At 44.8% G+C, this 14,125-nt stretch carries 13 protein-coding genes; 4 read left to right on the top strand and 9 right to left on the bottom strand.

Annotation, left to right across the window (positions count from 1 at the left end):
- Nucleotides 1-46 precede the first annotated feature (46 nt).
- Together nagB and nagA are read right to left on the bottom strand one after the other, a co-directional pair.
- The gene (nagB, locus tag AE2B122_RS07720) at nt 47-802 is read right to left on the bottom strand and encodes a glucosamine-6-phosphate deaminase (RefSeq protein WP_254593451.1); all 756 of its coding nucleotides are present in this window, start codon (nt 800-802) and stop codon (nt 47-49) included.
- Nucleotides 796-1,962: an N-acetylglucosamine-6-phosphate deacetylase gene (gene nagA, locus AE2B122_RS07715; protein WP_175073627.1), complete on the bottom strand. Its 1,167-nt coding sequence runs from the start codon at nt 1,960-1,962 to the stop codon at nt 796-798. The genes nagB and nagA overlap by 7 nt, the downstream gene beginning before the upstream one ends.
- Before the next feature lie 139 nt (nt 1,963-2,101).
- Here nagA and AE2B122_RS07710 point away from each other — a divergent pair, with 139 nt between their 5' ends.
- A complete protein-coding gene (locus AE2B122_RS07710) occupies nt 2,102-2,824 on the top strand; it encodes a GntR family transcriptional regulator (protein ID WP_175073626.1) in 723 nt (240 codons plus the stop codon).
- Nucleotides 2,825-3,140: 316 nt separating this feature from the next.
- On the opposite strand, the gene AE2B122_RS07705 is transcribed toward AE2B122_RS07710, so the two are convergent.
- The gene (locus AE2B122_RS07705; RefSeq protein WP_254593449.1) at nt 3,141-3,644 is read right to left on the bottom strand and encodes a VanZ family protein; all 504 of its coding nucleotides are present in this window, start codon (nt 3,642-3,644) and stop codon (nt 3,141-3,143) included.
- Nucleotides 3,645-3,824: 180 nt separating this feature from the next.
- On the opposite strand from AE2B122_RS07705, the gene AE2B122_RS07700 reads away from it, so the two are divergent.
- Nucleotides 3,825-4,421, top strand: a complete 597-nt coding sequence (locus AE2B122_RS07700; protein ID WP_095218556.1) for a class D sortase — start codon at nt 3,825-3,827, stop codon at nt 4,419-4,421.
- A 27-nt stretch (nt 4,422-4,448) separates the two neighbouring features.
- Here AE2B122_RS07700 and lhgO read toward each other — a convergent pair whose 3' ends face one another.
- Complete coding sequence (lhgO, locus tag AE2B122_RS07695) at nt 4,449-5,630, bottom strand: L-2-hydroxyglutarate oxidase (protein ID WP_175073624.1); 1,182 nt, start codon at nt 5,628-5,630, stop codon at nt 4,449-4,451.
- A gap of 16 nt (nt 5,631-5,646) precedes the next feature.
- Complete coding sequence (locus AE2B122_RS07690) at nt 5,647-6,342, bottom strand: FadR/GntR family transcriptional regulator (protein ID WP_095268454.1); 696 nt, start codon at nt 6,340-6,342, stop codon at nt 5,647-5,649.
- A 233-nt stretch (nt 6,343-6,575) separates the two neighbouring features.
- On the opposite strand from AE2B122_RS07690, the gene AE2B122_RS07685 reads away from it, so the two are divergent.
- Together AE2B122_RS07685 and AE2B122_RS07680 are read left to right on the top strand one after the other, a co-directional pair.
- Nucleotides 6,576-7,853 (top strand): Nramp family divalent metal transporter, encoded by a 1,278-nt coding sequence (locus tag AE2B122_RS07685; RefSeq protein WP_254593448.1) that lies wholly within the window; start codon nt 6,576-6,578, stop codon nt 7,851-7,853.
- 126 nt (nt 7,854-7,979) lie between these two features.
- Nucleotides 7,980-9,239 (top strand): cation:dicarboxylate symporter family transporter, encoded by a 1,260-nt coding sequence (locus AE2B122_RS07680; RefSeq protein WP_095218559.1) that lies wholly within the window; start codon nt 7,980-7,982, stop codon nt 9,237-9,239.
- Nucleotides 9,240-9,262: 23 nt separating this feature from the next.
- On the opposite strand, the gene AE2B122_RS07675 is transcribed toward AE2B122_RS07680, so the two are convergent.
- Genes AE2B122_RS07675 through AE2B122_RS07660 form a run of 4 tightly spaced genes read right to left on the bottom strand, consistent with a single transcriptional unit; the run spans nt 9,263 to nt 13,516 of the window.
- On the bottom strand, nt 9,263-10,315 hold the full coding sequence (locus AE2B122_RS07675) for a DUF871 domain-containing protein (RefSeq protein WP_175073622.1): 1,053 nt from the start codon (nt 10,313-10,315) through the stop codon (nt 9,263-9,265).
- Nucleotides 10,316-10,363: 48 nt separating this feature from the next.
- Nucleotides 10,364-11,740 (bottom strand): PTS transporter subunit EIIC, encoded by a 1,377-nt coding sequence (locus AE2B122_RS07670; protein ID WP_175073620.1) that lies wholly within the window; start codon nt 11,738-11,740, stop codon nt 10,364-10,366.
- Between the two features lie 15 nt (nt 11,741-11,755).
- Nucleotides 11,756-12,646, bottom strand: coding sequence for an N-acetylmuramic acid 6-phosphate etherase (gene murQ / locus AE2B122_RS07665; RefSeq protein ID WP_175073619.1), 891 nt, complete (start codon nt 12,644-12,646; stop codon nt 11,756-11,758).
- A 9-nt stretch (nt 12,647-12,655) separates the two neighbouring features.
- Nucleotides 12,656-13,516, bottom strand: coding sequence for a MurR/RpiR family transcriptional regulator (locus AE2B122_RS07660; RefSeq protein ID WP_175073617.1), 861 nt, complete (start codon nt 13,514-13,516; stop codon nt 12,656-12,658).
- Between the last annotated feature and the right edge of the window lie 609 nt (nt 13,517-14,125).

The raw sequence follows: 14,125 nt of genomic DNA, 5'->3' as shown, positions 1-14,125 counted from the left end.
GGCTTTTACACATCTTCTTTTTTTCGACAAATTATTCCCCGGGAAATCACTTCCCGGCTTGATAATCTGCTGCCTTCAAGCCACTCAATGCTCCTTGATCCGCAATAATAGTGACATTCGGATGCTCTTTGATTATGGATGCTGGAAATGCTTCGGTTTTATCACCGTATACCAGCCTCTCTAATACAGAAGCTTTTTGTTCACCTGCCACAAGCAGCAGCAGTTCTTTACTTTCCATTATATTCTGGATGCCCATCGTGATAGCATGTGTCGGGACAGCTTCTAAGCTAGGGAAAAAGCGGGCATTCGCATTTCTCGTTGTCTTGTCCAGCTCCACTACATGGGTCCGCTGCTCAAATGGCGTATGTGGTTCATTGAAACCGATATGTCCATTTAAGCCGATACCAATTACTTGTAAATCAATACCGCCAGCTTCCTCGATCAGCTGCTCATAAGCCTTACACGCTTCGTCCATATCATCTGCTTCTCCATCCGGGAGATGCGCTTTTTCTGGGGACAGATCAATATGTTGGAACAGATGCTGCTTCATATAGTACGCATAGCTATTCTCGTCATCGGAATGAAGCCCTACATATTCATCCAGATTGAATGTTTCAGCTTCTGCAAAAGAAATACGTTTTTGATTATACATCTTGATAAGTGCGTCATACATGCCTTCCGGTGTTGAACCGGTCGCTAGTCCCAGCACAGCATTCGGTTTTTTAGAAAGCTTCATGGCAATACGTTCGGCAGCCATTACACTAAGTTCATTATAATCCTTTGCTTTTTCCATTGTCAGCATGATTCTTCCTCCTTCTGATAAGCCAAGTGTCCCTTGCAATAGGTTGCTTGCAATGTCAGCTGGTCATCCAGCAGAACGATATCTGCATCTTTTCCTATAGCCAGTGATCCTTTCCGGTCATATATTCCATACTGCTTGGCCGGATTCTCTGCCGTCATCTTGGCGATATCTGCAATAGACACATCTGCAAATGTCGCCATGTTCCGAACAGCATCCTTCATTTGCAGCATACTTCCAGCAAGCGTCCCATCCGGCAGCAATGCTTTACCATCCTTCACAGTGACAGCCTGCCCGCCAAGGTCATACGTGCCATCTTCCAACCCTTTTCCGCGCAGGGAATCTGTAATCAGAATCAACCTGTCTGGACCGACATTCTGATAAATCAAACGCAGCATCTCAGGCGCTACGTGGATACCATCTGCTATTAGCTCAGACATGAGCATGGGCAATAGAAATCCTGCACCGACAGCCCCCACATCGCGATGATGAATTCCATTCATCTGATTGCACAAATGAGTCAGCTGCGTAATTCCTTGATCAGCTGCATCCTTTATCTGTTCAAAAGAGCTATCTGTATGTCCTGCAGATGCGGTGATCTGTTCCGAAGCAAGCAGCTTCGTCAACTGGTAATCTTCGTCGCATTCAGGTGCTAACGTCACTACTTTTATCTTATTTCCTGATAGCTTCTGCCACTTCTGGAAAAGTTCTGTATCAGGTTGGCGGATATGCGCGATCGGCTGAGCTCCTGCTTTTACAGGATTAACAAACGGACCTTCCAAATGCACACCGATAAGTTCAGCTTCTCCCGCTTGATTTGTAAACAAACGTACTTGTTCCAAAGCTGTCTCAATTGCCTCTGTTTCTTGGGTAATTGTAGTAGCCAGGAAAGTAGTTGTTCCTTCATTCGGCAGCCAAGCAGCCATTTTATGCAGACTTTCCTGCGTCGCATCCATCGTATCTGCTCCTGCTGCCCCATGAATATGTCCATCGATAAAACCGGGCAATGCATATCGATTTTCCCCATCCACTTCCTGACCATACTGCACGGATGGCTCATCTTCTCCTATTTCTACTATTTCCCCATTTCTCATACCGATATAACCCGTCACCAGCTTATCTGGCAGGCAAATTCGGACGTTGCGAAGCAAGATGTCACCCATAGCAAGATTCCTTCTTTCTTTGATAGTACCATTAGCTTAGCACAAGGTATACACATTGTCTAACTATATAGACAATGTGTATACAATAAAAAATCGGTATGCTATACTTAGCGAAATAAAATGACAGAGGAGCACCAGCATGATCGATAAAAATTCACCCATCCCGCTTTATTTTCAGCTGGAGCAGGCGATTCGTGAACGCATCGAATCCGGCAGCTTACCTCCTGGGGAGATGCTGCCGCCTGAAAGGCATTATACCGAGTCATTAGCTATCAGCCGAATGACAGTAAGGCATGCCATGCAGGCACTAATAGAAGATGGGCTGCTAGAAAGAAGAAAAAATAAAGGTCTTTTCGTGAAAGTACGTCCTTATCATCAGTCTTTATCAAAATTGACAAGTTTCAGTGAAGATATGCAAGCTCGCGGACTTTCTTCATCCAGCAGTATATTGGAATGGAAGGAAATAAAATTAAGTAGTATGACTGCAGACAAATTGCAAAAGGAAATCGGTGCAGCCGCAATCCGAATCAAACGTTTACGTTCGGCGAATCAGGAACCGATTGCTGTCGAAATAATAACGTCTCCCTTGGAAATGGCTAAAGATTTGACAGAAAACGACCTAAAGGAGAGCTTCTACGCTTATTTAGAGAAAGAAATGGGGTTTTCACTTCATCGCGCTGAACAGGAAATTGAGGCTGATTTGGCAGACGAAGAGCTAGCTGGATTGCTGAACATAACGCCAGGCGATGCAGTTCTGCGCATCCACCGCTTATCTTATCTCGAGGATGGTCGGCCTTTTGAGTACGTAACGAGCACGTATAGAGCGGACAAATACACGTTCACAAGCAGTTTCTATCGTTAATGGCACACAAAAAGAGCAGCGCCGGTTTCCGGTACACTGCTCTTTTAACTTTGGCTTACTGTACGATATGATTGTAGTTCTTGAATTAGTTTTGTCATCATGTCTTCCGTATTATTGATCTGTTTATTTTCCGTCTGGGAGATCAGCTTTACTAGGATATTCTTATATATTTCCTGCTCTTTCACTATGTCACCTCGTTTGGTAAATCGATACAATACATTATGTACGTAATCTGAATCGCGTGAATCATAGTGAATATACCACATTTTTCGCAAAAGCATGTCTATTTTTGCCAAAAATAAGGATTTCGGAGGATTTATGATCGTTTCCAGTAAATGTGATACAGATTTCTTCCGATAATTACCACTAACAGTCCCACACAAGCACCGATTGTATCAATGACCACATCGCCGATATATGGTGTCCTGCCGGGTGTCAGGCTTTGATGGAATTCATCGAAGCAGGCATATAGGATTGATATTACCAATGCTATACGCAATGATAAGCGGTACTTCAAACCAAATCCCTTATAAAGTGCTGCAAATGCGAGAATCGCCAAGCAGAAATAGACACCAAAATGGGCCGCTTTCCTTATAAAGAATTCCACGACAGAATACACGCCTACCGCCTGGACACTGACCTCCTGCCCATGATAGATAAAATGGATAGGTGAAAGAATTGGTTCAAGCGGACTTAAATCTATGTGGGAAGCAAGCATAGGCTTGATGTCCTGCTCCTGGTAAGGGGTAGCGGAAAATAGGAAGATGATGATGATGCAAGCAAGCGGCAGCATACCATAGACCCATTTTTTCAAACTCATCTTCTCCCCTCCCTTTTTTTGGATAAGCTTCGATTATATCATAACAGCGTATATAAGGGCAGTTTATCCCGTGCTTTGCTTTACTAAACCTTTACAAGAAACAGCTTCCGCGCTGGAAAATTTTTATATATAATATAAGTTAGATAGTATACAAGCCAGCTTGTACATAAAGGAGAACATATGAAACGATTCGCTGTCATATTAGTGGTTGCCGGGCTTTTATTGGTTGGATACGGAGGATTTGAATGGTATACGACCGCAAAGGCACAGAAAGATTCGCTATCCAGTGCAAAATCAATGCTTCATGAAGCTCATGCAGCAGAGAAACTTACACCTGAACAAGCGGAAGAGAAAGCAAGCAGCTTCGAGCCTGGTCAAGGAGATGTGGTTGGTGTGCTGCATGTACCGAAGCTGGATGCAGATTTACCGATCGTCGAAGGGACAGATGCTGATGATCTGGACAAAGGCGTTGGCCATTATAAAGGAACCGCTTACCCGCTCCAAGATGACCAGATTGTCTTATCCGGCCACCGTGATACAGTATTTCGAAATATGGGAGAAGTGAAAGTTGGCGACACCTTTGTCGTTGAAATGCCGTATGGCTCCTTCACCTATAAAGTTGAGAATACGAAAATCGTCGATAAAGATGATTTGACGGTTATCGTCCCAACTGCTCCAGAGGAAGTTTTAACTGTGACAACATGCTACCCGTTTTCTTATGTAGGAGATGCTCCCGAACGCTTTGTCTGGACAGCAGTACCTGTGGAAACAGAATAAACCGAGCAGCCTAGACTGCTCGGTTTTCTATTGAACTTGTTTCCAAATTGATTTGCCAATTTCCAGTGAGGCTGTCGCCGCTGGTGATGGTGCATTGCATACATGCAGCGTGCGTTTTCCTCGGATCAGCTGAAAATCATCCACCAGCCCTCCATCATGCTGCAAGGCTTGCGCCCGGACACCTGCCGGGGCAGCTTCCAGGTCATCCGCTTCAATAGCCGGGATAAGCTCTTGGAGACTTTTGACAAATTGACTCTTAAAGAAAGATCGGAAGTACTCCGCTGCTCCCTGCCGGTAATACTTTCCGGCAAGCTTCCAAAAACCCGGAAAGCGCAGCGTGTCAGCTAGATCTGCCAATGCAACATCCGTCTTTCGGTACGCTTCCCGCTTGAAGCCGAGCACTGCATTCGGTCCAGCTTCTACTCCTCCGCCGATCATCCGCGTAAAATGAACGCCCAGAAAGGGGAAGGATGGATCCGGAACAGGATAAATAAGATGTTTGACATAGTGTTTTGCTTGCGGTTTAAGCTCATAATATTCCCCGCGGAATGGAACGATTTTCGTATCGGTCAAATAGCCAGCCGCTTTTGCAATTCTGTCACTGTAGAGACCAGCACAGTTGATGACATAACTCGCTTGAAGCAAACCGTCTTTTGTGTGTATGACTGCTTGATGCAGCTTCTCCTCAATCTGTACCACTTCTGTGCCCAGCATAATCGTACCGCCCTTGGACTGGATTCGTTCCGCCAGCACATGACATACCTGTTTATAATCTACAATCCCAGCCTGCGGAACCCGGATTGCAGCTAGACCGTTAGTATATGGTTCGATTTGCTGCAGCTGGCTTCTATCAATTTTTTCGATTTCCAGTCCATTCGCCAGTCCCCTGCGATAAAGCTGATCCAATTGTCTTAGCTCATCTTCCTTGGTCGCAACGATTACTTTCCCGCATTGCTCCACTTCGATGCCTGTTTCGCGGCAAAAGGCAAGCATGCTTTCACTTCCACGCTTTGCAAAAGCGGCTTTGAAGCTTCCGGGTTTGTAATAGATGCCCGAATGGATGACGCCGCTGTTATGACCCGTTTGATGCATCGCCAGCTCTGTCTCCTTTTCGAGGATAACAATTTCTTTATCAGGTGCTTCCTGCAGTATCGCATGGGCTGTAGCCAGACCAACAATGCCGCCTCCAACAATAGCTAAGTCATACATCTGTATCGCCCCTTTTTCAGCTGTCAGGGGTAAGCTTCTTCTCGACATTCCGCAGATGAATCAAGCACTGCAGACGTGCAAGCTCTGCTTCCCCTGCCTGGATGGCTTCATAAATCTTCTCATGTTCCTTGTAGATGATTTGCTTATTTCGCAAAAGATCCTGTTTCTCTTCAAAAGACAAAGCCAGTGCTTTCTTATAAACAGTGTCTAGATTGGCAAAGGTCTGGATCATGACCGGATTATGTGTTGCTTTCATAACAGCAAGGTGGAAAGCAAAATCTGCATTGCGTCCTTTATGAGATTCAACGCTGTCAACTTCCACTTCTTTCATTAGTTCAAGCGCAGCGCGCATTTCATCCAATTCCTTCTCCGTCCGGCGTTCTGCCGCCAGCATAGCTGCTTCCGGCTCCAAAATCTTTCGCATTTCGAAAAGATAGCGGAAGCTGGCAAGATTCGATTCATCTACCATCACTTGTTGGAAGAATTCACCATGAAATGCCTGCTCCACGTAAGTGCCGCCGCCTTGTTTCGATGTGACAGCTCCCTGAGCTTTCAGCTCGCTTAATGCTTCCCGAATCGAAGCACGGCTGACACCATATTTTTCACATAGCTTTTTCTCCGTTGGCAGCTTTTGTCCCGGTTTGATATCTCCTTCCACTATTTGTTCCAATATTTCAGCCGCAATTCGATGCGCCATTTTCTCCTTTTTCATGTTGTATGCTTCTTCTCCTTTTTTTGTCTGACAAGTACCAACCTATAAATATTACAAAACATTTTCCTATTCAGGTTGCCATCTTTAAAACTCTTGATATATCTAGGTTTTTTTAGCTCACTTATTATTTTAACATTCCATTTTTATTCATCAAGGATTTTTTGCCTTACAAATTTATCTTGCCAACTCTTATCTTTTATGTTTACAATCACAGTAGCGAAGGGGGTACGTGTATGGAAAACGAAAACAAACCAATGGCGCCCGCCAGTCCTACTCCTCCGAAGACTTTCGGCCAGAAACTCCGCAATGTCGGACCTGGCTTTGTCACCGCAGCAACGGGCGTCGGAACAGGCGATCTTATCGCTGCTCTAGTAGCCGGATCAGGCTTTGGCATGATGCTCGGCTGGGCAATCATATTAGGTTCTATCATCAAATATTTCCTCACCGAAGGGGTCGGCAGATGGCATCTTGCAACTGGCAAGACCATCCTTCAAGGCTGGCACTCACTCGGTAAATGGGCAACCGGCTATTTCGGTGTCTACGCAATCATTTGGGGCGTCCTTTACGGCGCTGCAGCCGGTTCCACGAGCGCATTGATGATGCGTTCGATGTTTCCGATCATGCCGCTTTGGGCATGGGCCATCATCCATCTTCTCGCAGGATTTGCCTTGATTTGGACTGGTAAATACATGCTGTTCGAGAAAGTGATGCTCGTCTTCATCGGCATTATGTTCGTCACTGTAGTAGGTACTGCAGTTATCTTGCTTCCTGATATCGGCAATATCGTACAAGGCATTGTTGTTCCAAAAATGGAAGCTGGAAGTTTCCTACTCGTCATGGGTCTGATAGGCGGCGTCGGAGGAACGATTACGATGGCTTCCTATGGCTATTGGCTGCAGGAGAAGAAATGGAGAGGAAAGGCTTGGGTCTCGATGATGCGCGTCGATAACAGCGTCGCCTACACGATGACGGCAATCTTTACACTTTCCTTGATGGTAATCGGTGCCGAATTTCTGCACAGCTCCAACATCCAGATTGACGGAGAAGCAGGCTTAATCACTCTTTCTGGAATGCTTGGGGAGGAGTTCAATGGAGCTGTTTCCTGGATGTTCATGCTTGGCGCTTGGTCAGCAGCTTTTTCTTCTTTGCTTGGTGTATGGAATGGTGTTCCATATCTGTTTGCGGATTTCATCCGTACCGTACGAAAAAAGGGGCAGTCAGAAGACAAACCTGTCTCTGAAAAAGATCCCGCTTATCGTTTTTATCTTGTTTGGCTTACATTTCCACCGATGCTTTTGTTATTCTTCGGCAAACCGGTAGGACTTGTACTGATTCAAGGAGCGCTCGGAGCATTGCTCATGCCGTTCCTCGCAATTACACTCATATGGCTGCTTAACTCGAAGCGTGTTGAATCGGATTACAGGAATGGCTGGATCACAAACGGCGTATTGGGTATCAGTATTTTGTTATTCGGTGCTTTGATGATCAACGAATTAATCAATTTGTTCTGATATACCCGGGGAGGGCACACAATTGTGTCTTCCTTTTCTTTGTTAGGAAAGTTGACATGATTCTAGTAAGCTATGCTATTATTACACGTACGTATTCATATCTTTACAACAACATGGGGGTACATCATGAAGCGTTTCAAAATCGGACTAGCCTACCAGATTCTTATCGGTCTAGTGCTAGGTATTATTGTTGGTGCAATTTTCTATGGCAGTGACACTGCCGTTAGCGTTTTACAGCCTTTCGGGGATCTATTCTTACGAGCAATCAAGATGATCGTCGTACCAATCGTCATTTCCTCCATCATTGTCGGTGTTGCTGGTGTTGGAGACATTAAACAGGTTGGTAAACTTGGATTCAAGACAATTCTTTACTTCGAAATCGTAACGACGATTGCTTTGATTGTCGGTCTGGCATTCGGTAACATATTCCAGCCCGGTGAAGGCATTGATCGTTCTGCATTAGAGACAACCAGTATTTCACAGTACGAGGAAACTGCTGAAACACAAGAAGATCACTCAGTTGTGGATACATTCCTAGAGATCATCCCAACGAACGTCTTTCAGGCCATGACGGAAGGTGACATGCTCGCCATTGTATTCTTCTCAGTAATTTTCGGTGTCGGAGTAGCTGCCATCGGCCAGCGCGGACAACCTGTCCTTTCTTTCTTCCAAGGTGTCAGTGAGGCAATGTTCTGGGTAACCAACCTTGTGATGAAATTAGCACCTATTGGTGTATTTGGTCTTATTGGAGTAACAGTAGCACAATTTGGTCTACAATCTCTAATTCCGCTTGGTAAACTAGCTATTGTAACTTATGGCAGTATGTTATTCTTTGTCATTGTAGTTTTCGCCATTATCGCGAAGATTTGCGGAGTCAATTTATTCAAGATGCTTCGCATGCTGAAGGATGAATTACTGCTATCCTTCTCCACAGCCAGCTCTGAGACGGTACTTCCTAAGATAATGGAGAAAATGGAGCGATTAGGTGCACCTAAAGCGATCACATCCTTTGTCGTACCGACAGGGTATACGTTCAACCTGGATGGATCGACACTCTATCAGGCTCTGGCAACACTTTTCATTGCTCAGATGTATGGCATAGACATGTCTATTTGGGATCAATTGCTAGTACTAGGTGTCCTGATTGTAACTTCCAAAGGGATTGCAGCTGTACCAGGAGCAAGCTTTGTTGTATTACTTGCGACATTGAGCGCTGTCGGACTTCCAGCAGAAGGACTTGCCTTCATCGCTGGTATCGACCGTATTCTTGATATGGGTCGTACTGCTGTTAACGTTGTGGGTAACTCGTTAGCCGTTATTGTCATCTCAAAATGGGAAGGCAAATTCAAACTAAATAAAGATGTGCTAGAACAGAAAGCAGGCTGAGGAATATCCTCACCTGCTTTTTTTCATAACCATATGACTCTGAATTGCGTTCCACCCTCAATATAGTTTAAAAGCGGTACATCCTCTGGTACAATCTGTCCGATCACATTGACTTTATCGTCTTGAGGCAAGTTTCTCCTGGTAATCTGGATTTCACCTTTGTAACGCATGTACAGATTGTTATCGATAGTTATGCTGCCTTCTTTTCGTTCGATACAGTTGAAGGGTTTTATCTCTGCATTCTGGAACATTCCGCTCATTCTGGATTCCTCTGAGCGGATCACATCCCGTGCCCGATCAGGCCGGTTATGTGTCCCCTTTTCCAGTAAATGATGAGCTTCTGTTAGCTCACCATAATAGTGTGCACGGAGTGTAATTGTATTTGATGCATCCTTAAGTTGCATTAGAGCCTCATCCGTCACGTCTGGATCTCCAATTAGGATTTTGTCCACATTGTACACTTTAAGCTCTTTATACGCAGCAAAGCTTCCATACATACGATGCTGCTCCAATGTTGGCAATCCTTGATGAATCGGTCCCCGTAGATTACGGTCACCTGGTATAAATGCTTGCACCTTCAAGCCATGTGTTTGGAATAGGAGATTTTTCGCTAGAAAATCGCTGCGTGCAAGCCCCGTTTCCGGCCGAGGGTAAAAATTATGCCAAACTTCTGTATGGGTAGTACGCAAACCAGCCTCAATCAGTCGCTCTAGCTGTTCTTCTGTAAGTGTACTTGCATTCAAAGCGACCTTCATCTTTTGCGATAACCGGACAATCACATCATCCTCAATTCCGTAATCAATCCGCAAGCCTGTCAGTCCCCAATCCAACACCGTCTCTGCAGAATTCCAATCCAAATCGAGCTTCTCCATCGAAGCGGTCGAAATATCCGCTATCAATTCCATATCAAGAGCAGAAGCTATCGAACCAAGAAGCTGCAGTTTTGTTCGGTAAGCGGACGCATCTTCCTCCGGGATGTGAAGCGATGTAAACAAACTCCGAAAACCAGCTTCATAAAACCGTCTGATTTTTTCTTCCTCTATACGTTCCTGTAAATACACAGATATCCCTAACATGTTATTCCTCCTATGTACAAAAAAGGCGTCATAAAGACGCCCTGATAATTATATATCCTTTGCCATGTCTTCCTTAAACCCGAAGAAGTAAGTAAACAAGAATCCAGCAATATAAGCCACAAAAATACCAATCAAATATTGCAGGTACTTACCTTCTGCGATGAGCGGCGTTAAAGAAAGTCCGGAAACACCGATAGAAGTCGCGCCTGTTGCAAACAACGCTTGTGTAGCTCCGCCAACAGCGGCACCAAGACATGCTGTTAGGAACGGCCGTCCAAGCGGCAAGGTTACCCCGTATAATAGTGGCTCGCCGATACCAAGGAATCCTGCTGGTAAGGCACCTTTGATAATATTACGCAAACGTTTATTACGTGTTTTGACGAAGACAGCAATTGAAGCTCCAACCTGTCCGCCGCCAGCCATCGCCAGAACAGGAAGCAATGCTGTAAAGCTGAACGTTTGGATAAGCTCCATGTGAATTGGCGTCAATCCATGATGCAGACCCACCATGACGAGTGGCAGGAAAAATCCAGCAAGCAAAGCACCCGCTACGACACCACCGACATCAAGAATGGCGTTGATTCCGGAAGTAATACCATCTGATAGCACACCGGCAACGGGCATAATGACAAGTAAAGAAGCAACACCAACGAACAGAACGGTTAAGATAGGAGTAAAAATAATATCAATACTATTAGGCATGAATTTTCTTACGCGCTTTTCAATGAAACTCATCAGCCAAGCAGCGAAGATGACGCCGAATAATCCGCCCCGGCCAGGAACGAGTGGTTCACCGAATAACGTGATATTTGCCAGCGCCGGATTGAACAGAATCATACCTGCGATAGCACCAAGCACCGGAGAACCGCCGAATTCCTTCGCCGTATTCCAGCCGACTAGAATCGCTAAGAAGCTGAACAAACTGCCCCCGATTAGCTGCAGAATCTGGATGATACCAAGCGTAGGATCTGCACCAGCATTGACTGCGAAGCTGACACCGCCATTGATGATACCGGAAGCAATCAACCCGGGGATAAGCGGAATGAAAATATTGCCGATGCGCTTTAATAGGAACTTGATTGGCGTTTTATTTTTTTCCTTCATGTTCTCCCGTTTTAGCTGGGCTTTTTCCTCAAAGGTTAGATCATCAATTTCGGCTGCTTCTTCCCCGACACCGAGACCGGTGATTCGGCTGATCTCATCGGATACTTTATTAACTGTCCCAGGTCCGACTACAATCTGAATCGTATCATCTGCCACTACACCCATAACGCCATCAATTCGCTTTAGAGCATCAAAGTTCACCTGATTATCGTTTCTTACCCGCAAACGTACTCGTGTCATACAATGCGTCAAAGAAACTACATTCTGCTCTCCGCCAACTTCGCGGAGAATGTCTTCTGCCAATTGCTTCATCTTCGCCATTCTGATTCCTCCCCTTTACGCTTTTATCGCTGAACGGACAAACCCTTCTGCATGTTGAAGCTTCGTTTCTGCCTCCTCTTTAGTAATATCAAGCAGCAGCATGACAATCGCTGTCTTGACCTGACCATCTGCTTGCTTGAAGACTTTCTCTGCTGCATCATAGTTAGCACCAGTTGCTTCCATGATGATGCGCTTGGCACGCTCCTGCAGCTTGTCATTCGTCGGCTTTACATCAACCATTAAATTTTTATATACTTTTCCGACTCCTACCATACTGGCAGTAGATATCATGTTCAGCACCAGCTTCTGTGCTGTTCCGGCTTTCAATCTTGTTGAGCCTGTCAGTATTTCCGGACCTGTTTCTACCTCAATGCTGATCTTCGCATGCTTTGAGATGGCTGCTTCTTTGTTACAAGCAACGCTGACTGTTGCAGCTCCTACGGCTGCAGCATAATCCAGTGCTCCGATCACATATGGTGTTCTGCCGCTTGCAGCAATACCAATTACGGTATCTTTTGCAGTCAGACCGATATCCTGCAGCTCTTTTGCCCCAAGCGCCGGATTATCCTCCGCTCCTTCCTTCGCCTTACGGAAAGCGGACATCCCTCCAGCCAGCAGTCCTTGCACCATATCATGTGGTGTACTAAAAGTTGGCGGACATTCTACTGCATCCAAAATACCAAGTCTGCCGCTTGTGCCTGCCCCCGTATAAATGAGTCTGCCGTCTGCTTGAAAAGTTGCGATTACTTGCTCCACTGCTGCTTCAATTTCCGGCAGTGCTGCCTCCACCGCGTCCGGCACTGTTCGATCTTCCTTGTTCATCAGCTGAAGTACTTCCTTCGTGGTAAGCTGATCCAGCTTCATCGTACTTTCATTGCGCTTTTCTGTCGTCAGTTTATCTAGCATGTAATTCCCTCACTTTTGCTCTGTTTGGAATGCTTGCTGAATTGCCTGCCGTGATTTTTCTAGTGCGTCGATTGTATGCTCATAATTTCTTCCCGCCACTGCTGTGTAAATAATATCCATCAAGTACATTTGAACAATCCGGGAGCTTGTAGCCGCACTTCGGATGCGTGCTTCTTTTGCCACAGTGAACAACTGGATATCAGCGAGCTCCTGCAGTCGGTTAGGACCTAGCTTCGTCATCGCAATCGTCGTTGCTCCAGCTTCCTTTGCCTGCTTTAAGACAGGTAGCAGCTGCTCCGTTTCTCCTGAGTAACTGATAGCAAAAGCAACATCCCCATACATCAGATTCGCCGCCGATGCCAGCTGCTGATGGGCATCACTGTAAGCTGTACACCATTTACCAATCCGACCAAATTTCTGCTCTCCATCCTCCGCAACAAGATAAGAAGCTCCAACTCCATAGAAATCAATCTTTCTTGCCCTGGAAATCATAGAGACCGCCTGCTCAATTGCCACCGCTTCATTAACCTGCATCGTCTGGCTGATTGACTGGGTATGCTTCTCAGCAATTGCTTCCATCAAATGCGCAACCGTATCGTTTGGCTTGATTTCACCAAACGCATTTTTGTTACCGCTTTCATTTTGCAAATCTCCCGCAATCTTCAGCTTCAGTTCCCGGTACCCTGTCACACCGATTGATTTACAAAGACGGATAACGGCCGCCTCACTGGACCCGCTTTTTCCTGCCAGCTCCTGCACTGAAAGCTGTACCACCTCAGCTGGATGGGCAAGTATGTAGTTGGCTGCATTTCTTTCAGAGGGCTTAATCAAAGGTAAGCTTTCTCGAAGCAGTGTTAAACCGCCCTTCACTGTCAGGATCACCTGCTTTCACTCTAAAATTTTAATTCATATTTAGATTATATTACTAAAATAAAATTTCATGAAGTGTTTTGTGAGAATTATTTACAGATTTTTTCCTGGAAGTCGTTTAGCAAATTTTAAAGAGAGATCAGTTCGCGAATATGTATTCAATATCATTATGTAAAAAGTGATTCCAAGGGAAGAAATTGATATTTAGTTGAATAAAGTAGGTCTCTTCCTGGTTAATCATGTTTTCTAATTGAAATGCTTGTATGCGTTCTTCATTATTTGATTCTCTCCAAATCAATTCTTGTTTACCTTTTAAGGTTATTGTCCTACTAATCTCCCTATTGTGAATATTTATCACAACGTCACCGTTACTCTTCTCTCTAATGCTGTCAAAGTACACCGAACCAACATACGTTTTTCCTCTATTAAATGAAACCAGTAAGAATAAGATAACTATTAAAGAAATAAAAAAAATAACTTTCTTTTTGTTTATATACAACACGACCTTTCAGCATATTTTATTGTTTAATTATTCAATTCTTATTACACTAAACAACAATGAGCCCTACTATAACTCATCCTAAAAGAAAAAACTGATCAAGAATTAAT

This window comes from Terribacillus sp. AE2B 122 (assembly GCF_902497585.1).
Taxonomy (GTDB): domain Bacteria; phylum Bacillota; class Bacilli; order Bacillales; family Amphibacillaceae; genus Terribacillus; species Terribacillus saccharophilus_A.
Note: the sequence above shows the minus strand (reverse complement) of the source record. Positions and strands in the feature narration are given on the sequence as shown.

What these genes read in the sequence shown, in the direction of transcription:
- nagB (WP_254593451.1), bottom strand. Translation starts at nt 802, where the DNA reads ATGCTGACAATGGAAAAAGCAAAGGATTATAATGAACTTAGTGTAATG.
- nagA (WP_175073627.1), bottom strand. Translation starts at nt 1,962, where the DNA reads ATGGGTGACATCTTGCTTCGCAACGTCCGAATTTGCCTGCCAGATAAG.
- AE2B122_RS07710 (WP_175073626.1), top strand. Translation starts at nt 2,102, where the DNA reads ATGATCGATAAAAATTCACCCATCCCGCTTTATTTTCAGCTGGAGCAG.
- AE2B122_RS07705 (WP_254593449.1), bottom strand. Translation starts at nt 3,644, where the DNA reads ATGAGTTTGAAAAAATGGGTCTATGGTATGCTGCCGCTTGCTTGCATC.
- AE2B122_RS07700 (WP_095218556.1), top strand. Translation starts at nt 3,825, where the DNA reads ATGAAACGATTCGCTGTCATATTAGTGGTTGCCGGGCTTTTATTGGTT.
- lhgO (WP_175073624.1), bottom strand. Translation starts at nt 5,630, where the DNA reads ATGTATGACTTAGCTATTGTTGGAGGCGGCATTGTTGGTCTGGCTACA.
- AE2B122_RS07690 (WP_095268454.1), bottom strand. Translation starts at nt 6,342, where the DNA reads ATGAAAAAGGAGAAAATGGCGCATCGAATTGCGGCTGAAATATTGGAA.
- AE2B122_RS07685 (WP_254593448.1), top strand. Translation starts at nt 6,576, where the DNA reads ATGGAAAACGAAAACAAACCAATGGCGCCCGCCAGTCCTACTCCTCCG.
- AE2B122_RS07680 (WP_095218559.1), top strand. Translation starts at nt 7,980, where the DNA reads ATGAAGCGTTTCAAAATCGGACTAGCCTACCAGATTCTTATCGGTCTA.
- AE2B122_RS07675 (WP_175073622.1), bottom strand. Translation starts at nt 10,315, where the DNA reads ATGTTAGGGATATCTGTGTATTTACAGGAACGTATAGAGGAAGAAAAA.
- AE2B122_RS07670 (WP_175073620.1), bottom strand. Translation starts at nt 11,740, where the DNA reads ATGGCGAAGATGAAGCAATTGGCAGAAGACATTCTCCGCGAAGTTGGC.
- murQ (WP_175073619.1), bottom strand. Translation starts at nt 12,646, where the DNA reads ATGCTAGATAAACTGACGACAGAAAAGCGCAATGAAAGTACGATGAAG.